We start from the raw sequence: 24,602 nt of genomic DNA on the forward strand, positions 1-24,602 counted from the left end.
GCCATGACGTCACGAAGCCACGCTTTGAGTAGGGACAAAAAGCGACATTGACGCATATGTCCCCTGCTTCCGAGGACGTGAGCAGCGATGACCGATCCGATCCGTCGGAGGAAATCCCATGAGCCTCACACTCGCCACGCCGCAGACCCCCACCGTGACGCCTGCCCTGGCCCCGCGGGAGCAGGAGGCGCTGCGGCACATCGCCGCCGGGTGCACCTACCTCCAGACGGCCCGGCACATGGGACTTTCCAAGCACACGGTCGACGCCTACCTCCGCCGCATCCGGGCCAAGCTGGGAATCAACAGCACGGCGGAGATGACCCGCCTGGCCATCTCCCTGGGTCTGTGACCCCCCGGTCTTCCCGGTAACGACCGCCGGCCCCGTTCCTGCACGTCCCCGTCCCCTCCCGCATCCGTCGGGTTCGGGCGGGGACGTTCGTGCGTGCGCAGTACTACGCCGTGCCCGGAAGGCGGCGGAAGACCGGCCGCGCCCAGCGGGGAGGCTGCGGCGGCGGCGTGTTCTTCGCCGTCGCAGGATGCCGCGAAGCCACCGGAGACGACACCTCGGTACCCTCGGCGGCCTTGCCGGCTCCGATCCCCGTTGCGGCCCGCAGGGCCGCCATGAATTCCAGACAGGAGCCGTAACGGTCCTCGGGGATCTTCGCCAGGGCCTTCGCCATGACGTCATCGGCGGCGGGGGCGATCCCCGGGCGCCTTTCGGTCAAGGGAGGGGGTGGGTCGTACTGGTGGGCCCACAGCAGCGCCACCACGTCATCGCCCCGGTCGAAGGGGGGCCCGCCCGCGAGGGACTCGTAGACGACACAGGCGAGGCTGTAGAGATCGCACCTGCCTTCCACCGGACGGCCGGAGATCTGTTCCGGCGCCATGTAGTCGACCGTGCCGACGAACTCGCCCGCGGTGGTGAACCCCGTGAGCGCGAGTGACCTCTTCGTCAGCCCGAAGTCCGTGAGGTAGACGTGCTCGGGATGGTCGCTGTCGGTGCCCGTGGTGACCAGGATGTTGCCGGGCTTGACGTCCCGGTGCACCAGCTCGTGCTCGTGGGCCGCGTCCAGTGCGGACGCCACCTGGGTGCCGATGCGCAGGGCGGTCGCGACGGGGAGCGGACCGTCCCGGTCCAGCAAGGCCCGCAGGTCCGGACCGGCCACGTAGCGCATGGCGATGTAGAGGACGCCGTCGGTTTCACCCGCTTCGTAGATAGGAACGATGTGCGGGTGGTCGATCTGCGCCGCCACCCGCGACTCGTGGGTGAAGCGGCGCCGGAAGGTGTCGTCGCGGGCTCGTTCCGGGGCGATCAGTTTGAGCGCGACCGTACGGTCCAGGCGCAGGTCCTTCGCGCAGTAGACGACGGCCATGCCCCCGCGGCCGATCATGCTGTCGACCCGGTAGCCCGCGATCTGTTTGCCGATCAGTCCGGAGGCTCGATCCGTGTGGACGCTCAGGTCAGGTCTCGAACTCATCGGGCGCCCCCGTCCCCCGGCCGGACCGACGAGGCCCGGCGCCGCCGCGGTGCGCGTTGGTGAAGGTGTCGATCATGCCGACCCCGTCCTCGATGGTCCGTGGGCAGCCTCCGCACGCATACTCCGCCCTCGCGCCGTCGGGCACGAGCGTCGCCCATCGGAGGAACTGCCTACCCGAAGTCTATCCAGTGATCCACACGTGTGCCGGGTGACGGAGGCCGGTCGCACCACGGCCTCCACCGGGACACGGGGCCCCCGGCGGTCGTCAGCCGGCGCCGCCGTTGCCGCCGCGGCCGCCCTGACCGCTGGTTTCGCAGCCGGTACCGACGCAGATGCCGCCGTTGCCGCCGCGGCCGCCGTCGCCGCCGTCACCACCGGGGGGCGCGGCCCCGCCGTTGCCTCCGTTGCCGCCGTTGGCGCTGCCGCTGCAGACGCCGGCGCAGATACCGCCCTTGCCGCCGTTCGTGCCGTTGCCGCCGGGCCCGCCGTTCGTGCCGTTGCCACCGTTGGCGCTGCCGCTGCACAGTCCGGCGCAGATCCCGCCGCTGCCGCCGTTGGTGCCGTTCACCGATCCCGTGCAGTTGCCCGCACATATCCGGTCACCTACGCGGACGCTGCCGTTCCCCACCTTGACGCTGCCGCTGCCGAGTTTCACGTTGCCGAGCACCGATCCGTTGGCTGCGAACCGGCCGCCGCTCGGGCGACCGTCACCGCTGCCGAACGGCGAGCCGAGGGAGTGACCGACGGATGCAGCGGCCGGCTCGTACGTGGGCGCCGCCGTGGCCACGGGCGTCATCGCACCGGCACCGACCAGGGTCGAAGAGATGACGAGCCCGAGACGGAACTTCCAAGAACGCACACGCATGACATTCATCCTTGTCGTAGAGATCGCTTTTCCTTGACGCGGTTCCGTCCGCCCGCTGCCCGCGGTCCGTGTACGCGCCCTTTGTACGCGGAGGCCGGCGGTTGGACCCGCCGGCCTCATTTCCTCCCCGAGACTTTCCGCCCTTGGTCCGCCACCCTCGCGTGGTGCGGGTTCAGGCAGGGACGTCCGCGCCCATCAGGGCGAACCAGTCGCCGTCGAGGTAGTCCTGCTTCCAGGTGTCGAGCTGGTCGTGGGAGACGTCGTACTTCTTGGCGATCTTCTCCTTCGTCTCGTCCGAGTCGTCGGTTATGAGCACCATGACGATGTACACCTTGTCCACCATCGACAGCTTCGACTTCGGCTTGTCGGGCAGGTCGTCGAACCGGAGGCAACCCGAGCGGCCGGGCTGGCCGGGCTGACCCGGCTGACCGGGCTTGCCGCCCTCGCCACCCTTTCCGCCCTCGCCACCCTCCCCGCCCTTGCCGAACGCGGCGCAGGGCTTGGGGTGGTCGGCGGCGGCCGGAACGCTGATGCCGGCCTGGGCGTGGGGCGCGGACGCCTGCGCTGCGCACGCCGTGCCGGTGAAGAGAGCCAGGGAGGCCGCCGCCAGGATGAGCGGACGCTGCCAGGTAGTTCTGAACATGGGGGTTCTCCGTTTCCGTACGCACGGGGTATTCGCTTGCGGGGGCTGCGCCCCGGATGTCGCCGGACTGGCGCTCGGGGCTTATCGGGGGATGGGGGTGTGGTGGGGATGGGGGTGGAGGCATCGGGTGCCTCCACCCCCCGGGACCCGGTCCGGCTCAGAAGATGCTGCGCCCGCCGGCCCCGCCGCCGCCGCCAAGGCCACCGAGGATGCCGCCGAAGCCGCCCTTGCCGCCCTTGCCGCCGTTGCCGCCCTGGAAGACGCCGTCGCCGCCCTTGCCGCCCTTGCCGCCGTTGCCGCCGATCAGGACGCCGTCACCGCCGCCACCGCCGCCACCGGCGTTGCCGCCGAACAGGCCGCTGCCGCCGTCTCCGCCCTTGCCGCCGTTGCCGCCGATCACGCCGTCGCCGCCGCCACCGCCGCCGCCACCGCCGCCACCGGAGAGGACACCGTTCCCGCCCTTGCCGCCGTTGCCGCCGTTGCCTCCGACGCCCAGGACGCTGCCGCCCCCGGAGCCGCCGGAGCCACCGCCACCGCCGACGAGGCCGCCCCCGCCGTCACCCCCGTCCCCACCGGCGCCACCGGCGGTCGGGAAGGCTGCCACCACGTGGGCCGGCACCGGAGCGGCCACCGCCGCGGAGGCCGGAAGGGCGATTCCTCCTGTGATCACGGCGGCCGAAGCGACCAGCGTCGCGAGGCGGAAACCTCGGCGGTTGGGACGGGCGACGTTGTTGGTGCGAATCTTGCGGTTCATGACTTTCTCCTGATTGTCCTGAGGGGTGACTGACCGCCCTGGGATTCCGGGACGAATGCGGTGACATGGAGGGGAGAAAGAATCCTCTGCGAGGTATTTCGTTTCTTCCGTCTTGCCTCGTTTCCTTCTCGGTGAGGCCCGCACCACAAGTAAGCGCCGACCGGCACACCCCGGTCACGTTCCGGAATGTCGGGGCTTGACAGGCCGCCCGGCACCGTCTGAAAATGCGCGCGCCGTCGCCCTGGTGGGAGCGGACCTCGGCCGGCCGGTGACGCGGGGGGCTACAGCGCGAACTGCCCGGCCTCGACGCCCAGCGGTCTCAGGGCTCGCGGAGGCGTACGGCGATGGCGGCGATGTCGTCGTCGAGGCGCCCTCTGCTGTAGTGGAGGAGATCGCGGTGCAGAGCCGTGAGCAGTTCGCCGGGCCGAGTCGGGGGCTGTCGACGCATCCAAGCTGCCAGGGGGAAGAACTCGCCGTCGCGCGCGCGGGCCTCGGCGATCCCGTCGGTGTAGAGAAGCAGCAGGTCGTTGGGGGCGAAGTCGTACGAGTCGACGATGTACCGGTCGCCGATCAGCTCCGCGAGGCTGAGCAGGGGCGAGGGGGTGTCGGGCTCCAGGACACGGAGCCCCGCGGGGTTCAGCAGCAACGGCGGGGGGTGTCCGCAGTTGAGGATGTCGATGTGGCTGCCCTCGTGCGGGATCTCGACGAGGAGGGCGGTGGCGAAGCGCTCCATCGGCCCCTCGGGGGGAAAGGCGGCGTTGTAGCGGGCGCTGCTGGCGTCCAGTCTGCGTGCGATGTCGACCATGTCGGCCTCGCCGTAGGCCGCCTCCCGGAAGGCGTTCACGATCGCCGCTGCCGCCCCGACCGCCGGCAGGCCCTTGCCCCGCACGTCACCGATGAGCAGCCTGACCCCGTACGGCGTGTCGACCACCTCGTAGAAGTCCCCGCCGATCCGGGCCTCCGCCGCGGCCGCGAGATACAGCGACTCGATCTCGATGCCCCCGATACGGCGTGGCAGCGGGCTCAGCACCACCTGCTGCGCCGCGTCGGCGACGAGCCGTACCTGGAAGAGCGTCCGCTCCCGCTGGAGCCGCACGTGGCTCCCGTACGCGGCCGCGACGGTGACCGCGATGATCCCCGCGGCCGTCCACCACGTCCCCAGATCGGGGAAGACGAGGCTGAGGCCGATCATGAGAAGGAGGCAGACCGTCCCGAGCAGGACGGTGGGGAGCACCGGCCACATGGCGGCGGCGAGGGCCGGCGCCGCGGGCAGGAGGCGGCTGAAGGCCAGTTCCGGCGGAGTGGCGTAGGCCAAGCTGGCGATCACGACGGTCAGGATGACCGGCGACAGCCGCACAAGTCTCCCCGGGCCGGGGCGCCTACGGAGCCGCAGCCGTCCAGACTCGATCACATTTCCCAGAATATCCGCGCAATGAGGGCACAGCACTCCGAGAACGGAGCCCACTGGCCTCCCTGCCGGAACATCCCGGGCTGTTCTGCCCGACTCCTGCCACCGCCCCGGCGCAGGCCCTGCGCGGCCCCGGCCGGATCGACGCCGCCGCGTCAGGCGAGCGTCCCGCCGGCGTTGTGGATCAGTTGCCGGAGCACCTTCACCGTGGTGACGTAGTCCGCGTCGTCGATGCCCTCGTGGAGAGCGGCGCGGATCGCGGGAGCGTTGCGCGCGAGGTCGACGCGGGCCTGTTCCCCTTCCGCGGTGAGCCACAGCCGGTCCTCGGCATCCCGGCTCAGCCAGCCGCGCTCCACGAGCGCCTCGGCCTCCGCCGCCAGGTCGTCCTCCAGCCGGATGTAGGAGGCCATGGCCTCCCGCAGCCCGGTCAGGGTCATCCCCTCGCCGTCGGGCGAGATGTCGTTCGCCGACAGGTTGCGCAGCAGCCAGAACTGGGGCTGGGTGTAGCCCTTTTCGGCCTGCCGGGCCCTGGTGTACGCGATGAGCGCCTCGTAGGCGACACCGGTCCAGTAGGCGGCGGGCTGTCCGGCGAGCTCGGCGTCGGACATCTGCTGGGTCGTCATGGGATGTTCTCCTCCTGCTACTTCGTCTGCGGGACCTTCGCACGCGTTCAGGTCACAGGGGAGAACGTAGGACCTCAAGCACTGTTGAGGTCAAGCTTTTGATCTTCCGGACAGGGGCTACGAGTCGCTGAACGACGACGAACCGCCAGTTCACCAGTTCAAGCGGGCAGCTCCGACCGGGGAGTTCAGAGCCTTCACCGACCGGCGGACACGGCTCCGACGCCTCCGCTGCGGACCTGCTCCTCCGCGTCGGCCAGCCAGAAGAAGACCGGCGGCAGGCCGAGCTCGATCACCGCCAGCGCGATCTGGAACCACTGCGGCCAGCCGTGCACGGCGAGCGAGAGCAGTCGGCCGACCCCGCCCAGCAGGAAGACGCCGGCCAGCCACCGCACCGCCCGGGCCGGGACGGGGCGCTGCCTGGCGGCCCAGAGCCAGGCCAGCCCGTAGCCGACGAAGGCTGCCCCCATGAACCGGCCCCAGCTGTCGATCGTCGCGCCGGCGGAACCGGCCCCGGGGATCGCCGCATTGCCGAGTGCCACGTGGAACAGGCCGATCGCCACGCAGGACCAGCCCATCAGCTGCGTGAGCACGCGTAAAACCCTCGCCACGATCCCTCCAAGCCGCGCCGACGGAGTCTGGTTGACATGTGTCTACTACATTGGCGCGGTAGTAGACACATGTCAACTAGACTGCGGCCGTGCCTCCCCGCCAGCGACTCACCCCCGCCGACCGCCGCGCCCAACTCCTCGCCGTCGGCGCACGACTCTTCGCCGCCCATCCGTACGCCGACGTACTGATGGAGGACGTCTCCAAAGAAGCCGGTGTATCCAGAGCCCTGCTCTACCGTCACTTCCCCAGCAAGCAGGCCCTCTTCGCCGCCGTCTACCAGCAGGCGGCGGACCAGCTGCTCACCGAGACGCAGTTCGACCCGGCCGACTCCCTGGTGGAGCAGCTCGTCCAGGGCCTGGACGTCCACCTCGACTACTTCGTGGCGAACCGGCACGCCGTCCTCGCCGCCAACCGGGTCCTCGCCGGCGACCCGGTGATCCAGACGATCATGACGAACGAACTGGACGCACTCCGGGCACGACTGCTGGCCGTACTCCCCCTCGCGGACGAAACCGCCCACGAGGCCGTGTCCGGTGTCCTCAAGAGCTGGCTGGTATTCGTCCAGGTGCTCTGCGTCGACTGGCTCACCGACGCGACCTGCACCCGCACCCAGCTGCGCGACGTCTGCATCGGCGGGGTCCTCGGCGCCCTGCGCCCGCTCCTCACCGAGGACCCCGCCCCGGACTGGCCACGACAGCCTCCCGGCGCAGGCGCCCCCGATCCGCCGCGCCACCACGCATAAGGCAAAACCCGTTGGCCTCAGGGGACAACCCGTTGGCGGACAGGGCGGCCCCTGCATTTCGCCCGCCCAAGGCGGATCCCCGGCTGGTGGAGCGACCACCGAACCCGTCGGCCCTGCGGAACGCTCGTCAGTCCGTCCCCGCCTGGGTGCGGCGGGCATAGGCGCGGGCGGCGCGGGCCCGGTCGCCGCAGCGGGTGGAGCACCAGTGGCGGCGGCCGTGGCGAAGCAGGTAGCGGTTGCAGGGGGCGGAGCCGCATGCGGTGAGGCGTTCGGCGTCCGGGGAGGTCAGGAGGTCGGCGGCGTCGGCGGCAACGGCCGCCAGAGCATGGTCGAGGATCGCGGCGGTGGGGTGGACGGCCGCACGGTAGGGGCCGTTTTCGTCGTCCCATTGCAGCAGCGGGGCGGTGGGGACGCGGGTCATCGCTTCGTTGACGGCTTTGACGGCGGCGGGGAGGGCGGGAAGCCCTGCGGCGCGGGCCGCGAGCAACGACCTGATGTGCTCGCGGAACGCGCGCAGCTGGCTCGTGCACATTTCCCGCAGCCCGGCGTCGGGCGGGGCCAGACCGCGCTGCGTCAGCCAGTGGTTCGCCTGTGCGGGCGTCCCCAGGAGGTCAGTGGTGTGCCCGCCGGGTCGCGTGACCGCGCTGTTGGCGAGGGCCAGGGACACGTGCTCTTCCTCGCCCGGGGCCGGCGGCACGGCGGGGTCTTCCATCACGGGCTCCTTCATATCTCTCATGGTACGGCTTGCAGTCATCCGTGAGATACAGCTACGGTCATCTCACGGTTCATCCGAATCTATCCGTGAGGTCGGTTTCCCTGTGTCTGCTGCGTCTGCTGTGCCTTCTGCGTCTGTTGTGCCTGCTGTGCCCGTATCGACCGACCAGTTCCCCGTCCGCGTACTCGGCGGCCCGACCGCCCTCTTCGAGTACGGCGGCCTGCGCTTCCTGACCGACCCGACCTTCGACGGACCCGGCGGATACCCGGCGCCCGGCGTGCACCTGACCAAGACCGCCCCGTCCACCGCCGCTCCCGGCGACCTCGGCCCCGTCGACGTGGTCCTGCTCTCGCACGACGAGCACCCCGACAACCTCGACCACTCCGGCCGGGCCCTGCTCGCCGACGTCCCGCTCACCCTCACCACCCCCGGTGGCGGACGGCGCCTCGGCGAGAAGGCCAAGGGCCTGGCCGACTGGGAATCCATCAAGCTGCCCCGCCCCGATGGCGGCACGGTGACCGTGACCGGCGTACCCGCTGTTCACGGACCCGGGGCGCGCGAGGAAGTCGAACCGGTCGTCGGACAGGTCATCGGCTTCGTCCTGACCGGCGAGGGCCTGCCCACCGTCTACGTCAGCGGGGACAACGCCTCGCTCGACGCGGTCAAGGAGACAGCCGCGCGCTTCGCCCCGGTGGACACGGCCATCCTCTTCGCAGGAGCCCCCCGCTTCCCCGTCCTCTTCGACGGGGGACTCCTCGTCCTGGACAGCGCCCAGGCCGCCGAAGCCACCCGGATCCTCGGTGCCCGCCGCGTCGTTCCCGTCCACTGCGACAGCTGGGCCCACTTCACCGAGGGACACGCCGAACTGGAAGCGGCGTTCAGCGCCGCCGGGCTGGCCGACCGCCTGGACAGCGGCCGGAGCCGGCGCGCCTGAGCCCGACGAACCCCTGATCCGCCCAGACCCGGACCGCGCCCGGCCTCCGGCGGCCTGTCCGGCCGTTGCGGCCCGGGCCGGCGGGCGGCAGACGGGGTGGCCACGGACAAGGCGAACTGCAGGGAAGGTAGGTTTGCGCAGAGGCAGGTCTCGTCCGGGCTTTCGGGGACCGGACGCACGCACCCGGTGCCACGCCCGCACCGCCACGCGTACGAGGGACGGCGCTTCGAGCCGCGCCGGCCCCGCCGCGCACGGTCCGGGGAGGGTGCGCCGATGTCGGGACCGTGAGCGCCGTGGGCCGTGGTGGAGGAGCGAGCGATGGGTACGGCGGGGGCATCTGCCGATGCGGGGGAACTGCGGCGGCACCTGGGCGTGTTCGACGCGGTGGTGATCGGGCTCGGGTCGATGATCGGGGCGGGCATCTTCGCCGCGCTCGCGCCGGCGGCGGGCGCGGCGGGGTCGGGGCTGCTGCCGGGTCTGGCGCTGGCCGCGGTGGTGGCGTACTGCAATGCCGCCTCCTCCGCCCGCCTGGCCGCGCGCTACCCGCGGTCGGGCGGTACGTACGTCTACGGCCGTGAGCGGCTCGGGGACTTCTGGGGCTACCTGGCCGGCTGGGGCTTCGTGGTCGGCAAGACCGCCTCCTGTGCGGCGATGGCACTCACCGTCGGCTGGTACGTGTGGCCGGGGCAGGCGCACGCCGTGGCGGTCGCCGCTGTGGTGGCCCTGACCGCGGTGAACTACGTCGGCGTGCAGAAATCCGCCTGGCTGACACGCGGGATCGTCGCGGTCGTCCTCACGGTGCTCGCCGCGGTGGTCACGGCCTGCCTCACCGGCGGCACCGCGCAGACGGCCCGCCTGGACGTAGGGACGGACGCCACTGCCGGCGGCGTGCTCCAGGCGGCCGGGCTGCTGTTCTTCGCCTTCGCCGGGTACGCGCGCATCGCCACCCTCGGCGAGGAGGTGCGCGACCCGAAGCGGACCATCCCCCGTGCCATCCCCCTGGCGCTCGGTATCACGCTGGTCGTCTACGCGGCCGTCGCCGTCGCCGTGCTCGCGGTCCTCGGGCCCGACCGGCTCGCCCACACAGCCGCCCCGCTCGCCGAGGCCGTACGCGACGCCGGTGTCCCGGGCCTGGCACCGGTGGTGCGCGCCGGGGCGGCCGTCGCAGCGACCGGTTCGCTGCTGGCACTGATCCTGGGCGTCTCGCGCACCGCTTTGGCGATGGCCCGCGACCGGCACCTGCCCCACGCGCTGGCCGCCGTCCACCCGCGGTTCCGGGTGCCGCACCGCGCCGAACTCGCGGTGGCCGCCGTCGTCGCCGTCCTCGCCGCCACCACGGACCTGCGCGGAGCGATCGGCTTCTCCTCCTTCGGCGTCCTGGTCTACTACGCCCTCGCCAACGCCTCGGCCTGGACGCTCACTTCCGCCGAGGGACGCCCGCCACGGATCGTGCCGGTCGTGGGTGGCGCGGGCTGCCTGGTCCTGGCTTTCGCCCTGCCCGCCGCTTCCGTGCTGAGCGGTGCCGCGGTGATCGCGGCCGGCGCCGCCGCCTACGGGCTCCGCAAGGCGCGCGCGTCCCGCACCTGACGGGGCGGCCGGCTAGCCGAGTCCGTACGCGCCGCAGTGCCCTGACCGCCCGTCAGGCCACGAGGGTAGGCACGAGGCCGGATCCGGACCCCTTGCCGATCTCCCGGACCGGCCTCCCGCGGGTGGCTGAAACTCCCTGGTACCGGCCCCGGTTGGCGGGTCCGGCTGTTTGGCGCGCGCTCAACCGAGTAGGCGTACACCAGTACGTCCGCCGTTCCCCGTCGTGCTCTAGCTGTCCCTGGTCCGCACGTGGTGACACCGCGTACGGATCGTCCGCCGACGACGCCGTCGCGCAACGCGGTGTCCCCAGACCCCAGGAGCACCATGACCCCGATCCTCTTCGTCTACGCCAAGGGCGGCCCTCCTCTGGAGTACGCCGTCCCGAGAATCGCCGCCCACGCCGAAGTGCACGTCCTCGCGCTCGCGCCGCTGCCCCGCACCACCGAGTCGGTGTGGCTGCCCGGGTGCGCGTCGGTCACCACGGCCCTGCCGGGCGAGGGGGTGGAACTGGTCGATCTGATCTGCTCCCACGCCCGCCGCGCCGGCGCCGCTGCGGTGCTGACCCTGTCGGAGTACGCGGTGGTCGCCGTCGCCCACGCGAGCCGGCGGCTCGGTCTGCGCGGCGCCGGCGAGCGGGTCGCGGGGGCGCGGGACAAGCGTCTGATGCGCAGGATCTGGCGTGACGCCGGGCTGCCCGTCCCGGGGTTCGTGGAGGTCCACACGCCGGAGGACATCGCGACCGCCTTCGAGACCCTGAGGCCTCCGCTCCTCCTGAAAGCCGCCTGGAGCGCGGGTTCCACGGCCCATCTCACCGTGTGGAACGAACAGCAGGCCGAGGAGGCCTGGAAGACCGGACGCTCCGTCATGGAGGCGTCCTCCGCACAGGGTTACGCGGAACTGCACGCCGCGGACGAGGGCGTCAGCGATTTCCTCCTGGAGGAGATCGTGACCGGAGAGGCCTCCGACTGGTTCGAGGGGGCCGGCTGGGGCGACTACGTCAGCGTGGAGGGGATCGTCGCCGACGGCCGCTACCACCCGCTGTGCATCACGGGACGCATGCCGACCGTCGCGCCCTTCACCGAGCGGGCGAGCCTGGCTCCGGCCGCCCTCCCGGAATCGGCGCAGCGCCGGATCGAGGAGGTGTCGCGCGCCGCCGTCGACGCGCTCGGACTCGACACCTGCGCCACCCACACCGAGATCAAGCTCGGCGCGGACGGGGCCATGTGGCTGATCGAGACCGCGGCCCGCTTCGGTGGGGTGATGACCACCCGGCAGGTGGAGACCGTCTTCGGGCTCGACATGATCGGCATGCTGGTGCGCCAGTTGCTCGGCCGGGACGTCGCCTACCCGGAGCGGATGCTGACCGAGGGTGAGGGCGCGGCCGGCTCCCTCGTCGTCCTCGCCGTCGACTCCGAGGGCCGGCCCTGGAGCGAGCTGCCGGCCTGGGACTTCGAGGCGGTCGACTGGGACGCCGTGGTCTCACCGGGATCCCGCGTGGAGCTGGTGCGCGAGCACAGCCTCCCGCCGGGCAGCCCGGTCCCACCGTACGAGGAGGCGGGAGGGGCCAATTCCATGGCCGCGCTGTGCTTCCTCAGCGCCGGGTCCGGGCCGGAGCTGCTGGCCGACTGCGGCCGCATCGTCGCGGCCCTGCCGAAGGCCCTCACCGCGGCGTCCGCCGACTCGTCCACCACGTCCGGCACGTCCACCCCTCCCACCGACGCCTCCGACGCCTGCGCCGTTTCCGCCGACCGCCCGACGCCAGGGAGCACCGCATGACGAACGCCGACACCATCTCCCCCGCGCCGTCCCCCCGGGGTGCCGCCGTGGACACCATGCTCACGCTCCCCCTGTTCGAGCAGTTGGCCGGGGTGCTGGGCGGACACCCGTACGTGAAGGTCGTCGTGGACCGGGACCAGGGGGTGTGGCACGTCCTCGACAGCGCCGTGCACTCCTTCCACGTCAACTACATAGCCATCGAGATCCAGGGAATGACCCTGGATCAGCTCGACGCCGAACTCGACCGCTTCAACCACGACGTCTACCAGGACCCCGCGCGACGCTTCCTGCTCGGCGTGCTGTCGCTGCACTCCCGGGGCGGCCCGCAGCAGGGCGAGCCGTTCATGGTCCTGGAGACCACCGAGGCCGACACCATGGGCGCCGACCTGTTGATCGAGTTCCACGCCTTCGTACGGGCCCACCTCGATCCGTCCCTGGAACTGCTGGTGAAACCGGCCAACCACGGCCAGGAGAACGCCCTCGCGGCGGTGCCGGAGACCGTGGTGCCCCGGGCGCGGGGTCATGCGCTCCTGGCGACGGCGCCCTTCGTGCCGTTGACGCTCGCCTCGGCCACCGGCCGGCTCCGCGCCTTCGCCTCGGGCGAGGAGTACCTGGCCGCCCGCGCGGACCTGACCTGGTACGACATCGTCGCCATGCCCGTGGTCCCCGACGACATCCCGCGGCTCTCCGGTCTGATCAACGCCCTGCCCACCACACCGCTGTCCCACACCAACATGCTGGCGGCCGGCTGGGGCATCCCCAACGCCATCGTCCGCGGGGTCCTCGACACGATCGCCGACGAGAAGCTGGACGGTGCCTGGGTCCACTACGAGGTCACCGCTCACGGGTTCGTCATCGAGCGCGCCGAGGAGCCGTCGGACCTCGCCGAACCGACGTGGCACACGCAGCGGGTCCGCCTCGACGCGCCGCACGTGACGGACGTACCGCTCGTGCCGCTGTCCGCGTTACGCGCCGGCGACCGCAACCGGTACGGCACCAAGGCGGCCAACCTCGGGGAACTGCACCACGTGCTGCGCCACGGCTCGGCCCGACTGACCGGCTACTACTCCGTGCCCCGCCCGCCCCGGGCCGACCTGCTCGGTCACCTGGCCGCCCGCCTGCAGGTGCCCGAGGGCGGCGATCTCGCCCAGTACGCGGGCGAGTTCCTGACCCGGCACGTCCAGGCGCCCGCGGGCGTGGCCGTCCCCTTCTCCGTCCAACAGCGGTTCCTGGACTCCTCGCCGGCCGTGCAGCAGAGCATCGGCAAGCTGAAGATGGCCCTGGAGCTGAACGCGATGGACGCCGTCGACACGGTGTGCGTCCAATTGCAACACCTGGTGCGCACCCTTCCGGTGCCCGAGGACCTCGTGGGCGCCCTGGACACCCAGTTGGTCGAGCACCTGGCGGGCACCAGCCGCTTCGCCGTGCGGTCCTCCTCGAACGCCGAGGACCTGCCGGGCTTCTCCGCGGCCGGGATCTACGAGTCCCACACCAAGGTCACCGACCTGCCGGGACTGCTGGACGCCATCCGCCAGGTGTGGGCCTCGCTGCTCTCCCCGCGCAGCGTGCGGCTGCGCCACCAGGCCGGCATCTCCCTGGACGACACGTACATGGGGGTGATCGTCCAGCGCTACGAACCGTCCCCGCTCGGAGGGGTCATGGTCACCTGCAACCCGACCAACCGGGCCGACTTCCGCAACGTGTACCTCAACTGCGCGCACGGGTCCACCGCCGATGTCGTCGACGGCCGGACGCTGCCCCTGCAGTACCTGTACAACACGGTCGAGGGCGGCGGCCGCACCATCTCGCTGGGCGCGGCCACCGAGGACCTGGCGCAGGAGACCCGGGAGCACCTGGGCCGGTTGGCGCTGGCCGGCCGCCTGCTCCAGTCCCACTTCGCCACGGACTACACCTTCGCGGGGCCGCTCGACATCGAATGGCTGCTCGGGCCGGAAGGCGCGCTCCACATCCTCCAACTGCGGCCGTACAGCGCCTGACCCGTCCGTACTCCCTGCCCGCGTCCCGCCCCACCCGAAGGTCGCCCATGCCCCTCTCCCTGCGTGCGCGCGTGAGGCGCCGCGTCCGCCCGCCCGCCGCGGCGCTCCGCGTGATCCGGCTGAACAACGGGTTCCAGTTGTTGTTCAACCTGCTCTGGTGGATGCCGGTCTTCTACCAGTACCAGAGGCAGGCAGGCCTGTCGGACAGCCAGATCTTCGGCATCCAGAGCGTCTACTACGTGGCGTTCTGCCTGCTGGAGATCCCCACGGGCTTCATCGCCGACCGCATCGGACAGCGCCGGTGCATGCAGCTCGGCGCGGCGGCGATGACCGCGGCGAACCTCCTGCCGGTCCTCTCGCCGTCCTTCGCGGGCTTCATGGCCCACTTCCTGGCCATCGCCGCAGCCCGCTCGCTGGTGTCCGGGGCCTCCAGCGCCTACCTGTACGAGTACCTGCACGAGCAGGGTGCGGACGCACACTACGTACAGGCGGAGGGCACCGCCCGAGCGCTCGGCCTCTGGGCGAAGATCATGTGTTGGCCCTTGGTCGGCGTCCTGATGCACGTCCGGCACGAGGCGCCTTACGTGCTGACCGCGCTCTCCGCGCTCGGTTCGCTGGCCTGCGCCGCTGCCCTCCCACCGCTCGCGGAGCCGCCCCTCGGGGGCACCCGGCCGCCCGCGGAACGCGTCGGGCTCCTCGCCTCGGCCCGCCAGGCCGTAAAGGTGCTCGGAACGTCACGGTCCCTCGGGCCGTTGATGGTGCAGGGCGTGGCCGTGTTCACCCTCGCCCGCATCTGCCAGGTCAACCTCTTCCAGCCGCTGCTCCTCGAAAAGAACCTCCCCGTCGCCGACCACGGTGCGGTGCTGTCGGCGATGACGGTCGCCGAGGCCGTCGGATCGGCGAGAACCGGCTGGTTGCGCAGCAGACTGTCCGACACCACCGTGGTGACCGTCCTCAGCGTGATCATGGCACTCACGCTCGCGGCCACCACTCTGTCGGGGGGCCTGGGCACGATACTTTGGCTGTGCGTGTTCGCCGCGGCGGCGGGCCTCGCGTATCCGGTGCAACGCAACCTGATCAACGCGGCCATCCCGCCGACCCCTTACCGGGCGACCCTGCTGTCGGTGGAGTCCATCATCGACCGCGGCGTGTGCGCGCTGGTGGCGCTGGCCGTCGGTGCCTACCTGGCGGCGGACCGCCTCGACGCGCTCCTCGTGCACGCGGCGGCGGGCACCTGTCTGCTGTTGCTCGTCGTGGGCGTCGTCCTGGGCCGGCTGCGCCGGGACGGGGCACGGCCGGCCACCGGACAGGCTTGATACGTCACGTCGCGGGATCCGGGGGTCAGGAGAGCTTGCCGCCGTAGTCCGGGAGTTTGAAGGTGCGCTCCGCGTGGCCGCCGACGAGGTCGCTCTCACTGTTTCCGATGTTGGCGATGATCGTGTAGCCACGGCTTTCGATCTCGGCGCGCTTGGCCGTCTTGTAGGCGCTGACCTCGCTGAACAGGGCGGGCAGGTCGCGTACGTAGAGGCCCGACACCGGGTAGCCGACCGAGGTCAGGTTCCGTTCGGTGAGCGAGTACAGGATGCCGGGGCGGGCGGTGACGAAGAAGACGGCGACGCCGTGCGCGTTCGCGTAACGGGTCAGGTCCAGGACGGGGGCGATCGCCGGGGTGGGGTTGGTCCAGAACCAGTGGAAGTCGGTCTCCAGCGAGGAGTTGTCTATGTCGAGGACGATGGCGGGCTTCTCACCGGCGGGGGAGGCTGCCAGGCGCTGCTCCACGTAGGGCCGGGCCGTGCCGAGCACGGTGGCGACGTCGCGTTGCCAGGTCGCGTAGTCGATGCCGAGGATCGCGGCGTTGCCGCCGGGCGCCCAGGCGGTGACGGCGGCGGGGGCCTGCGCGGGCGCCGGGGTCACCGCGTGGGCGGCGGTGGTGGGCGCCAGGGCCAGCACGGCCGCGGCGGCGGCGGTACCCATGACGGTGCGGGTGGTGCGGGTGCGGGCTCTGCGCGTGGAGGTCACAGGTCACTCACTCCTGGTGGGGGATGGCATGTACGCGAAAAGAATCAGTCAGATCTCCCGTGTTTTCTACTGGTCGGTAGGTAATTTCTGACGAACGGCGGGTGGAGCCCAGGCGGCTCGACGTGCCGCGCGGGGGCTGTTCCCGCGCTCAGCGCGCCACGCGGTAGCGGAGGTAGACGACCCGCGAGCCGAAGGTGCGGGACTCGACCAGTTCGAGATCCACCCGGTGTTCGCGCCGGGGAAAGAACGGAATGCCGCCACCGACGAGTACCGGATGGACCCTGGCCCGGTACTCGTCGATCAGACCCGAGGCGGCCGCCTCGGCGGCGAGTGTCGCTCCGCCGATCGCGATGTCGCCCTCCCCCGGCTCGGCCCGCAACCGCTCGATCTCCTCCGCCAGACCGCCGGAGGCCAGACGGGCGTTGCCCTGCACCGCCGACAGCGTGGTGGAGAACACCACCTTGGGAAGCGACTTCCAGAGCGTGGCGAACTCGAGCGTCGAGAAGTCGAGCGAGGGATCCTGGCCGGCGGTCTCCCAATACAGCATGGTCTCGTACAGCCGTCGGCCCAGCAGATGGACGCCGAGCCCCCGGACCTCGTCGGTGGCGAGCCGGAAGACCTCCTCGTCGGGCGTCGTCCAGTCGAAGCCGCCGTCCGGCCCGACGATGTAACCGTCGAGTGAGACACCCATCGAATAGGTCACGCTGCGCATCGGAAACCCTCCTCGGAACGGGGTTCGACAGTACGACTGCCGAGGCACCTTTCCCGGGGCAGTGGGTCATGACGCGCGGGGCGCGAACGCGTGGCCGTGGAGGCGGGGGGCTGAGGCCGTGCGGTCGTGTGCGGTGCGGTGTCCGTGAGGGAGCGGGGGCCGGCTGCGGCGGACCGCGGCCGGCCCCCGACGACTGGTGCGTGCGGGTCAGCCCGCGGAGCCGGCGCGGCGCATCCGTGCGGCGAGCAGCAGGCCCGCGCCGGCGACCAGTGCGGTGCCCGCGCCGCCGGCGATCAGGACCGAGTCACCCGCGCCCGTGGCGGCGAGGGGGGAACCGCTGCCGCCGTGGGGAGCAGGGGTGTTGCTGCCGGTGCCGGTCCCGGAGCCGGTGCCGCTCCCGGTCCCGGAGCCGGTGCCGCTCCCGGAGCCGGTTCCGGTGCCCGTACCGGTTCCGGTGCTGTGGTGCGACTGCTGGTCCTTGCTCTTGTCGTTCTCCTGCTGGGTCTTCTTGTCCTTGGCGCGCGCCTCGTCCTGGCCCGTCTTGAGGAACTCGCTGCGGTCGGCAGCGGTACCCGCCAGCGCGGCGCGGCCGGCCTTGACCAGTTCCGGACCGCCACCGTCAATGATCTTGGCGATCGCGACACGGTTGTCCTGGTCGCGCAGCTCGTACTGGGTCACTTCCAGGAAGTGGCGCAGTTCGGCCGGCGTCGTGGACGTGCTGAGGAGCTTGCTGATCGCCTCGCTCAGGAGCGGACCGTCCCAGCCTTCGTCGATGCGGGCGAGCTCGACCCGGTCGTCCTCGGCCTGCGCGAGGTACCGTCCCGTCTGGAGGAAGGCGGCGCGGTCGGCGGGAGTGCCCTTGAGCGCCTTCTTGCCCGCCTCCTTCACGCCGGGGCCGCCGGCGCCGATCAGCCTGGAGATGTCGACGGTGTTGTCGTCATCGCGCAATTCGTACTGGGTGACCTCGTAGAAGTGGCGCAGCTGCTCCAGAGTCGTCTTGTCGCTCCGGAAGAGCTGGTTGATGCCTTCCTTCAGGCCGGGGCCGGCACCGTTGAGGAGCCTGGTGATCAGCACCCGGTAGTCGTCGAGGCGGATCGCGTGCTGGTCCGTCTCGATGAACTTGCGCATGGCCGCGGGGCCGTCGGCTATGGCCTTGAGGCCGGCTTCCTTCATGTACCCGCTGGCCATCGGGTCGGCGATGATCGCGAGGATGGTCTTGCGGTCCTCCTCCGCACGGTCCTTGCCGGTCTCGTCCGGGGCCGCCTGGTCGGGTGCGGTCGGGGACGTGGGATCGGTGGACGTGGCAGTCTCCGTGCCGGCGAACGCCGGTGACGCGAGGAGGACGGCCGGAGCAAGAGCGGCCGTGGTGACCGCTGCGGCGATCCGGGACAACTTCACAGAAAAAACCCCCTGGAAAATGTTCTTACGGGCACAAGACCCACCAGGTTCGCCGATGGTTGTACGGCGCATCGAGAAAGGGGGCACGAGCGGGTGTGCCGGCGGCGGTGGGACATGACGCTCAACCCCGGCGGAACAAGTCCTCCCCGTTCACCGCCGGTACGGTGCTGTTCCTGGACGAGCCCGGCCGGCGCGGTACCTCGCGGCCCTGAGCCAGCCACTGCCGCTCCACCGCGTCGTAGATCGGCGCATCCGATGCCTGCCCCGACACCACGAACGACCGGACGAACTGGGGCCACTCGGGAGGCGAAACGGTTCTCTGCTCCATACCCCCACCAACGACCCCGCCCCGAGGACGTGGCGGCACGTGACCGTACCGTCACCAGCGGGCCGCAGGAACTTCCGGGCAGCTGCACGCGCCCGGACAGCCCGGACATCGTGGTGGCTGACGGGCAGTCGGCCGACCGGGCTCCCTTGCCGGATCGCCAGTCCGTGCCGGAGAGTCCCCCTAGGACCGGCCCCGACGGTCGCGGCCAGGAACTGGGCGCGGGGACCGGCCGGGAGAGGAGCGGCCATGCAGGGCGGTACCGTCGCGGTGATCGGTGGAAGCATTGCCGGATGTGCGTTCGCCTCGGCGGCCACACGCGCCGGGGCGGACGAAGTGGTGGTGCTGGAGCGCACCCGCGGGCGGCTCGCCGACCGGGGACTCGGGCTGTGCATCCACGACGAGCGGGCCGCCGAACTCGCGGCGACCGGCGCCCTGCCCCGGGGCATCGCCGCCCACCGGCTGACCCGGCGCCGGTGGGTGGTCCGGGACGCCGCCGCCGGACCCGCCGGGCGGCTGTTCTGGGAGCAGCCGTTCCCCTTCCACTCGTACCACTGGGGACTGCTGTGGAGCGGGTTACGGGAAGCCATGCCGGCCTCGGTGGTCTACCGCCGGGGCGTAACGGTGACCGCAGTGGCCGTCGGCGCGGACCGGGCCCGGGTACTGCTCGCCGACGGCGCCGCCGAGCAGTACGACCTGGCCGTCGGCGCCGACGGGTACCGCTCGGTGGTACGGGAGACGGTCTGCCGTACCTCACGCCCCGAGTACGCCGGGTACGTGTGCTGGCGCGGGAACTTCGACGCCCGGCGGCTGGCGGAGACCGGCGAGACGCACTGGCCGCGCGACGCCGTGACCACCGTGTGCTTCGAGGGCGGCAGCTGTGTCGTGTACCGCATCCCCGGCCCGGACGGCCCCCGGGTGAACTGGGTCCTGTACGCGACGCCCCCGCAGAGCGGCCGACTGCGGCTGGACGACCCCACCAGTTTCCCGCCCGGGCAGGTCACGGCCGAACTCGCCGCCGCATTGGCCGAGTTGCTGGACCGCGGCTTCCCGCCGTACTGGGCCCGCGTCATCTCGCTGACCGACGCGGAGCACACCTACGTGCAGCCGATCTACGACCTGGCGAGCGCGCACACCACCGCCGGCCGCTTCTTGCTGGCCGGCGACGCGGCAGTAGTGGCGCGCCCGCACACCACCAGCGGGGCGGCGAAGGCCCTCCAGGACGCCAGCGCCTTCGAGACCGCCTGGCGCCGGTCGGCTTCCTGGGACGAACTGCTGGACGCCTACCGGGCCGCGAGGGGGGCCGCGGGCCGGGAACTCGTCGCCCTGGCCCGCAGGCTCGGCCGGGCCCAGGTGGAGCGGACGCCCAGCTGGGCCGTGATGGACTCCCGTCAGGCGCAGGCGTGGTGGCATGACCAGCTCGCGGACGCTGCGGACATCGGCGGACAACCCCTGCCCGGACACCTGCCGGCCGAATCCGGTCCTACATAATCCGTGGGTATGGGAAAGACTTACACACGCATCGACGGCCGGCTGCGCACCTTCATAGAGCAGCAGCCGATGTTCTTCACCGCGACCGCGCCGCTCGCGGGCGACGGCACGGTCAACCTCTCCCCCAAGGGCCTCCAGGGCTCCTTCGCGGTGCTCGACGAGGAACGGGTCGCCTACCTCGACTTCGCCGGCAGCACGGCCGAGACCATCGCGCACCTGCGGGAGAACGGGCGGGTCACGTTGATGTGGTGCGCTTTCCAGGGGGCGCCCAACATCGTCCGGGTGCACGGTCGGGGCGAGCCCGTCTTCCGTGACGACCCGCGCTTCGAGGAACTGCTCGCACACTTCCCGGCCATCGACCCCGCTCTGCACGGGCTGCGCGCGATCATCGTGGTGACGGCCGAACTCATCCGTGACTCCTGCGGGTACGGGGTTCCCTTCATGTCGTACGACGAAGACCGCGACCTGCACGCCAAGCGCTTCTCGCGTGAGGATGACGCTTCGCTGAGCGCGTACTTCGCCAAGAAGGACCACATCGCACAGAGCATCGACGGCCTTCCCGGACTGCCCCTTCCGCTGCCGCCCGTCAACTTCTGAGCAACCGTTCCTCCGTGTCCCTCCGACGGGCCGGGCCCGGGCCGCGAGAGCCGGCTCTTCGAGATCAGCCGCGTCCAGGGGCGGACCCGCCGCCGTTGTCCTCGAACAGTTGCCGGGTACGGCGCAGGAGGGCTTCCCGTACGGCGTCCGGGGACAGGACCCGCAGCGGTGTGGCCAGGCCGAGGAGGTACCCGGCGAGACCGTCCGCATCGGGGCCGCCGACGTCGACGATCGTGACGTCGGGGTTTTCCGGGCGGTGGGTCCCGACCGTCGACGGGATCAGCCGCAGCGCCTCCTCCAAGGGCAGAGGCAGGCGGATCGTCACGTAGAGCGGGTAGGCGCCGGCCGCGATGGAGCGGGAAACGAGCAGAGCCGGGTCGGGCGGGTCCACGAGTTCCACCGGGCGTCCGCTCGGCCGTATCCGGCCGACCCGGTCGGCGCGGAAGGTACGCCACTCGTCGCGCGTCACGTCCCGGGCGACGAAGTACCAACGGCGTCCGGTGTGTACCAGGCGGTACGGGTCGACGTCCCGGACCGTGTCCTTCCCTTCCCGGTCGCGGTACGACAGGCGGCTGCGCTCGCCCCGGCGGCACGACGCGGCGAGCTCCAGCAGCATGCCGGGCGCGATCTGCGGTTCGTCGGGCCTCGTGGTGTGCACGAAGGCGGCGTCCATCTCGCCCAGCCTGTCCGCGATCCGGCGCGGCAGGACCTGACGCAGTTTCAGCAGCGCGGACAGTGCGGCCTGGTCACCGCCGAGGACGCCGCTGAGTGCTGCCTCGCGCAGCCCGACGGCCACGGCGAGTGCCTCTTCGTCATCAAGGACCAACGGCGGCACCGCAGCTCCGGCGCGCAGGCGGTAGCCGCCCCACGGCCCGGGGTCCGACTCGACCCCGTAGCCGAGTTCTCGGAGCCTTGCGACGTCCCGCCGCACCGTGCGCTCGGTGACCGCCATCTTGTCGGCCAGCTCGCCGCAGGTCCACGACGGCCGGGCGGACAGCAGCGAGACCAGTCGCAGCAGGCGGGCGGATGTGCTGATCACCTCTGAAGTGTCCCGCACGACCAGGACCGTACCTGTCCTGGTCCCGTCATAGCCTCCTTCCCATGAGCACTGAAAACGCTTCGGACACGTCCGCACCCGCGATCCGCTACGCGGCCGTCACGTTCGACTGCCCGGACCCTGCCGAACTGGGCCGCTTCTACGGCGACGCCCTGGGCCTGCCCGTCGTCTACTCCACCGACGACTTCGTCCTGGTCGGCCAGGAGGGCTCGGCCGGGCTGGGGTTCAACCGGCTGGCCGACTACCGACGTCCCACCTGGCCGGATCCCTCCCAGGAGAAGCAGGCGCACATCGAACTGGGCGTCGACGACTTGGATGTCGCCCAGGCCCGGCTGCTCGCCCTGGGGGCCGTCGAGCCCCCCGTGCAGCCGGAACCCGACCGCTGGCGGGTCCTCCTGGACCCCGCGGGTCATCCGTTCTGCATCACCACCCTGGTCTGAGCCGGCACGGGGACAACTGGGACCAGAACCTGCCTGATGGGTCGTCACGATGGGCTGCCGACAGCCCTCTTGTGTCGCACCTTGACCGCGGCTGCCGACGCAAGCGGTGTGCGCGTCATCAGTTGACATGAAGTGCACTCCAACACCTAGCGTCCCGGGGAGAGGAAAGCGAACTCAGGAGGCAGCAACATGACCGACGTCCCCACCCGGCACCTGGGCGGCCTGGCGGTTTCCGCGCAAGGCCTGGGGTGCATGGGCATGAGCCACGCCTACGGCGCCGCGGACGACGCGCAGTCGATCGCGACGCTGCACCATGCCCTCGACCTCGGGGTGACCTTGCTGGACACCGCAGACTTCTACGGTGCAGGGCACAACGAGGAGCTGATCGGACGGGCCGTCGCCGGGCGTCGCGACGAGGTGGTGCTGGCGACGAAGTTCGGCTTCGCCAGCCGCCTGGGCGAGCCGGTCCGGCTGCGCGGCGACGCCGCCTACGTACGGCAGGCGTGCGAGGCTTCGCTGCGCCGGCTCGGCGTCGACCACATCGACCTCTACTACCAGCACCGGGTCGATCCGCAGGTCCCGATCGAGGAGACCGTCGGCGCGATGGCCGAGCTGGTGCGGGCCGGCAAGGTCCGCCACCTCGGGCTGTCGGAAGCCGGCGCGGGCACCATCCGCCGGGCCCACGCGGTGCACCCGATCGCCGCCCTGCAGAGCGAGTGGTCGCTGTGGACCCGGGACCTGGAGGCGGAGATCGCCCCGGTCTGCCGCGAACTCGGCATCGGGCTGGTCCCGTTCTCACCGCTCGGGCGCGGCTTCCTGACCGGCCGGTACAGCTCGGTGGAGGGGCTGGCCGAGACCGACTTGCGGCGCAGCCAGCCGCGCTTCGCCGACGGCAACCTCGAACGGAACCTGGCGATCGTCGCGAAGCTGGACGAGCTTGCCGCGGCGAAGGGGGTCACCACGGGCCAGCTGGCACTGGCCTGGGTGCAGCACCGGGGCACCGACGTGGTGCCGATTCCCGGTACCCGGCGGCAGCGCTACCTGGAGGAGAACCTCGCGGCCCTGGCCGTCGAGCTGTCCCCCGAGGACCTCGCCGCCATCGAGGCCGCCGCCCCGCCCGAGGAGGTCGCGGGCACCCGCTACGACGCGACCAACCTCACCTTCGTCAACAAGTAGCCCGACGAGGCCGAACCGGTGCCGCACCGCTGTGGCCCGTGGTGCCGCCCGCCGGTGCAGGCCGGCGGGCGGGCCGGGGCCGCCGCACGGCACCGGTGCGCCGGTGCCGTGCGGGCAGCAGGCCTGCCGCTCGGGGCAGCGAGGGGCGGCAGTCACCGACGGCCACCCCCACCGACGCCCCCGCGCCCGGACACCACCCCGCACCGCCGACCACCCCGCGCCGCGGACCCGTACGCGGCCGTGACGCATCTCACCTTCGGCCGGCTGCCGCGGCCGTCCGCCCGTGGCCGGGCCGGGACCGGGCCCGAGCGGGCCGCTCCCGGAGGCCGGTCGGGCGAGGAAGGGGCCGGGAGGGATGACCTAGCCTGGATCAGCAGCTATGTGAGGGCGGGGGCCGAGCGCAAGGGAAGGGCGCGTCCATGGGCACCACCAGCAGTTCCGTACGTCGTCGGCGGGCCGGTTCCGCGGTGGCGGCGGCCGTCCTCGGTCTCCTGACGACGGCGGTCACACCGGCCCTGGCCGCCGCGGACGGTTCCGCCGGCCGGCACCCTGCCGCGCACCCTGCCGCGCACCCGGTCGCACACCGTGCCGCGCACCCCGCGGAACCGGCCGGGAGCGCCTCCCGGATCCCACTGGGGATCTCCCGGCTGGCCCAGGGCCCGGGCCACGACGTCGCCATCACCATCGATGACGGCCCGGACCCCCGCTGGACCCCGAAGGTGCTCCAGGTGCTGCGCGAGAACCACGTCAAGGCCACCTTCTGCATGATCGGCACCCAGGCGAAGAAGTACCCGGCACTGGTGCGCGCGGTCGCCGCGGACGGGCACCGGCTGTGCGACCACTCCGTCGACCACGACGTGACCATGGACCACAAGCCGGTGGACTACCAGCGCCGGCAGATACTCGACGGCAAGGCCATGATCGAGACGGCCGTACCGGGCGTGGCCGTCACCTACTACCGGGCGCCGGGCGGTGCCTTCACCCCCGACAGCCGCGCGATCGCCGCCGCGAGCGGGATGCGCCCCCTGGGCTGGAGCGTGGACCCCAAGGACTGGAGCCGTCCGGGCCTGCCGGCCATCCTCGCCGCAGCCGAGGGCGGGCTGCCGCAGCAGCCGACCGTCCTCTTCCACGACGGTGGCGGCGACCGCAGCGAGACCGTCGCGGCGCTGGAGGAGTACCTGCCGTGGCTCACCGCGCACGGCTACAGCTTCACCTTCCCGGCCCGTACCACGCCGTAGCCGGGTTTCCGGGCGGCC

At 71.7% G+C, this 24,602-nt stretch carries 24 protein-coding genes; 12 read left to right on the forward strand and 12 right to left on the reverse strand.

Annotated elements, in window-relative coordinates:
* Positions 1-118 precede the first annotated feature (118 nt).
* Complete coding sequence (locus OHA81_RS02550; protein ID WP_329192308.1) at positions 119-349, forward strand: response regulator transcription factor; 231 nt, start codon at positions 119-121, stop codon at positions 347-349.
* A gap of 103 nt (positions 350-452) precedes the next feature.
* Here the strand turns inward: OHA81_RS02550 and OHA81_RS02555 are convergent, their stop codons facing one another.
* The 7 genes from OHA81_RS02555 to OHA81_RS02585 all read right to left on the reverse strand — a co-directional run bounded on the left by OHA81_RS02555 (position 453) and on the right by OHA81_RS02585 (position 6,379).
* The gene (locus OHA81_RS02555; protein ID WP_329192310.1) at positions 453-1,478 is read right to left on the reverse strand and encodes a serine/threonine-protein kinase; all 1,026 of its coding nucleotides are present in this window, start codon (positions 1,476-1,478) and stop codon (positions 453-455) included.
* A gap of 265 nt (positions 1,479-1,743) precedes the next feature.
* Positions 1,744-2,343, reverse strand: coding sequence for a hypothetical protein (locus tag OHA81_RS02560; RefSeq protein WP_329192312.1), 600 nt, complete (start codon positions 2,341-2,343; stop codon positions 1,744-1,746).
* A gap of 172 nt (positions 2,344-2,515) precedes the next feature.
* Complete coding sequence (locus tag OHA81_RS02565; RefSeq protein ID WP_329192314.1) at positions 2,516-2,986, reverse strand: hypothetical protein; 471 nt, start codon at positions 2,984-2,986, stop codon at positions 2,516-2,518.
* A gap of 157 nt (positions 2,987-3,143) precedes the next feature.
* Positions 3,144-3,740 carry a hypothetical protein gene (locus tag OHA81_RS02570; RefSeq protein WP_329192315.1) on the reverse strand — a complete coding sequence of 199 codons (597 nt, stop codon included), beginning with the start codon at positions 3,738-3,740 and terminating at the stop codon, positions 3,144-3,146.
* 319 nt (positions 3,741-4,059) lie between these two features.
* A complete protein-coding gene (locus OHA81_RS02575; RefSeq protein WP_329192317.1) occupies positions 4,060-5,151 on the reverse strand; it encodes a PP2C family protein-serine/threonine phosphatase in 1,092 nt (363 codons plus the stop codon).
* 152 nt (positions 5,152-5,303) lie between these two features.
* Positions 5,304-5,771, reverse strand: coding sequence for a MarR family winged helix-turn-helix transcriptional regulator (locus OHA81_RS02580; protein ID WP_329192319.1), 468 nt, complete (start codon positions 5,769-5,771; stop codon positions 5,304-5,306).
* 194 nt (positions 5,772-5,965) lie between these two features.
* The gene (locus tag OHA81_RS02585; protein ID WP_329192321.1) at positions 5,966-6,379 is read right to left on the reverse strand and encodes a DUF4345 domain-containing protein; all 414 of its coding nucleotides are present in this window, start codon (positions 6,377-6,379) and stop codon (positions 5,966-5,968) included.
* An 89-nt stretch (positions 6,380-6,468) separates the two neighbouring features.
* On the opposite strand from OHA81_RS02585, the gene OHA81_RS02590 reads away from it, so the two are divergent.
* Positions 6,469-7,122, forward strand: a complete 654-nt coding sequence (locus OHA81_RS02590) for a TetR/AcrR family transcriptional regulator (RefSeq protein ID WP_329192323.1) — start codon at positions 6,469-6,471, stop codon at positions 7,120-7,122.
* Between the two features lie 127 nt (positions 7,123-7,249).
* On the opposite strand, the gene OHA81_RS02595 is transcribed toward OHA81_RS02590, so the two are convergent.
* Positions 7,250-7,858, reverse strand: a complete 609-nt coding sequence (locus OHA81_RS02595) for a CGNR zinc finger domain-containing protein (protein WP_443056404.1) — start codon at positions 7,856-7,858, stop codon at positions 7,250-7,252.
* 127 nt (positions 7,859-7,985) lie between these two features.
* Between OHA81_RS02595 and OHA81_RS02600 the strand changes: the two genes are divergently transcribed.
* The 5 genes from OHA81_RS02600 to OHA81_RS02620 all read left to right on the forward strand — a co-directional run bounded on the left by OHA81_RS02600 (position 7,986) and on the right by OHA81_RS02620 (position 15,447).
* Entirely contained in the window at positions 7,986-8,771 is a 786-nt protein-coding gene (locus OHA81_RS02600; protein WP_443056405.1) for an MBL fold metallo-hydrolase, read from the forward strand.
* A 318-nt stretch (positions 8,772-9,089) separates the two neighbouring features.
* On the forward strand, positions 9,090-10,358 hold the full coding sequence (locus OHA81_RS02605; RefSeq protein WP_329192329.1) for an APC family permease: 1,269 nt from the start codon (positions 9,090-9,092) through the stop codon (positions 10,356-10,358).
* 324 nt (positions 10,359-10,682) lie between these two features.
* Positions 10,683-12,134, forward strand: a complete 1,452-nt coding sequence (locus tag OHA81_RS02610) for an ATP-grasp domain-containing protein (protein WP_329192331.1) — start codon at positions 10,683-10,685, stop codon at positions 12,132-12,134.
* Positions 12,131-14,131 (forward strand): PEP/pyruvate-binding domain-containing protein, encoded by a 2,001-nt coding sequence (locus tag OHA81_RS02615; protein ID WP_329192333.1) that lies wholly within the window; start codon positions 12,131-12,133, stop codon positions 14,129-14,131. Before OHA81_RS02610 ends, OHA81_RS02615 begins: the two co-directional genes overlap by 4 nt.
* 71 nt (positions 14,132-14,202) lie before the next feature.
* Positions 14,203-15,447 carry an MFS transporter gene (locus OHA81_RS02620; RefSeq protein ID WP_329192334.1) on the forward strand — a complete coding sequence of 415 codons (1,245 nt, stop codon included), beginning with the start codon at positions 14,203-14,205 and terminating at the stop codon, positions 15,445-15,447.
* Between the two features lie 25 nt (positions 15,448-15,472).
* Here the strand turns inward: OHA81_RS02620 and OHA81_RS02625 are convergent, their stop codons facing one another.
* The 3 genes from OHA81_RS02625 to OHA81_RS02635 all read right to left on the reverse strand — a co-directional run bounded on the left by OHA81_RS02625 (position 15,473) and on the right by OHA81_RS02635 (position 18,254).
* On the reverse strand, positions 15,473-16,105 hold the full coding sequence (locus OHA81_RS02625; RefSeq protein ID WP_443056743.1) for an HAD family acid phosphatase: 633 nt from the start codon (positions 16,103-16,105) through the stop codon (positions 15,473-15,475).
* Between the two features lie 193 nt (positions 16,106-16,298).
* Positions 16,299-16,862, reverse strand: a complete 564-nt coding sequence (locus OHA81_RS02630) for a dihydrofolate reductase family protein (protein WP_329192337.1) — start codon at positions 16,860-16,862, stop codon at positions 16,299-16,301.
* Between the two features lie 207 nt (positions 16,863-17,069).
* Positions 17,070-18,254, reverse strand: a complete 1,185-nt coding sequence (locus tag OHA81_RS02635) for an ALF repeat-containing protein (protein WP_329192339.1) — start codon at positions 18,252-18,254, stop codon at positions 17,070-17,072.
* 580 nt (positions 18,255-18,834) lie between these two features.
* On the opposite strand from OHA81_RS02635, the gene OHA81_RS02640 reads away from it, so the two are divergent.
* Both OHA81_RS02640 and OHA81_RS02645 read left to right on the forward strand, forming a co-directional pair.
* Positions 18,835-20,076, forward strand: a complete 1,242-nt coding sequence (locus OHA81_RS02640) for an FAD binding domain-containing protein (protein WP_329192340.1) — start codon at positions 18,835-18,837, stop codon at positions 20,074-20,076.
* Positions 20,077-20,085: 9 nt separating this feature from the next.
* Positions 20,086-20,673, forward strand: coding sequence for a pyridoxamine 5'-phosphate oxidase family protein (locus OHA81_RS02645; RefSeq protein ID WP_329192341.1), 588 nt, complete (start codon positions 20,086-20,088; stop codon positions 20,671-20,673).
* Between the two features lie 64 nt (positions 20,674-20,737).
* Here the strand turns inward: OHA81_RS02645 and OHA81_RS02650 are convergent, their stop codons facing one another.
* On the reverse strand, positions 20,738-21,712 hold the full coding sequence (locus tag OHA81_RS02650) for a helix-turn-helix transcriptional regulator (RefSeq protein ID WP_329192342.1): 975 nt from the start codon (positions 21,710-21,712) through the stop codon (positions 20,738-20,740).
* A 62-nt stretch (positions 21,713-21,774) separates the two neighbouring features.
* On the opposite strand from OHA81_RS02650, the gene OHA81_RS02655 reads away from it, so the two are divergent.
* From OHA81_RS02655 to OHA81_RS02665, 3 genes are all read left to right on the forward strand, one after another.
* Positions 21,775-22,170 carry a VOC family protein gene (locus tag OHA81_RS02655; RefSeq protein ID WP_329192343.1) on the forward strand — a complete coding sequence of 132 codons (396 nt, stop codon included), beginning with the start codon at positions 21,775-21,777 and terminating at the stop codon, positions 22,168-22,170.
* A 189-nt stretch (positions 22,171-22,359) separates the two neighbouring features.
* The gene (locus OHA81_RS02660; protein WP_329192344.1) at positions 22,360-23,346 is read left to right on the forward strand and encodes an aldo/keto reductase; all 987 of its coding nucleotides are present in this window, start codon (positions 22,360-22,362) and stop codon (positions 23,344-23,346) included.
* A 419-nt stretch (positions 23,347-23,765) separates the two neighbouring features.
* Positions 23,766-24,584 (forward strand): polysaccharide deacetylase family protein, encoded by an 819-nt coding sequence (locus OHA81_RS02665; protein WP_329192345.1) that lies wholly within the window; start codon positions 23,766-23,768, stop codon positions 24,582-24,584.
* The last annotated feature ends 18 nt before the right edge of the window (positions 24,585-24,602 follow it).

The sequence above is a fragment of the Streptomyces sp. NBC_00667 genome, assembly GCF_036226825.1.
In the GTDB taxonomy this organism is placed as follows: Bacteria; Actinomycetota; Actinomycetes; order Streptomycetales; family Streptomycetaceae; genus Streptomyces.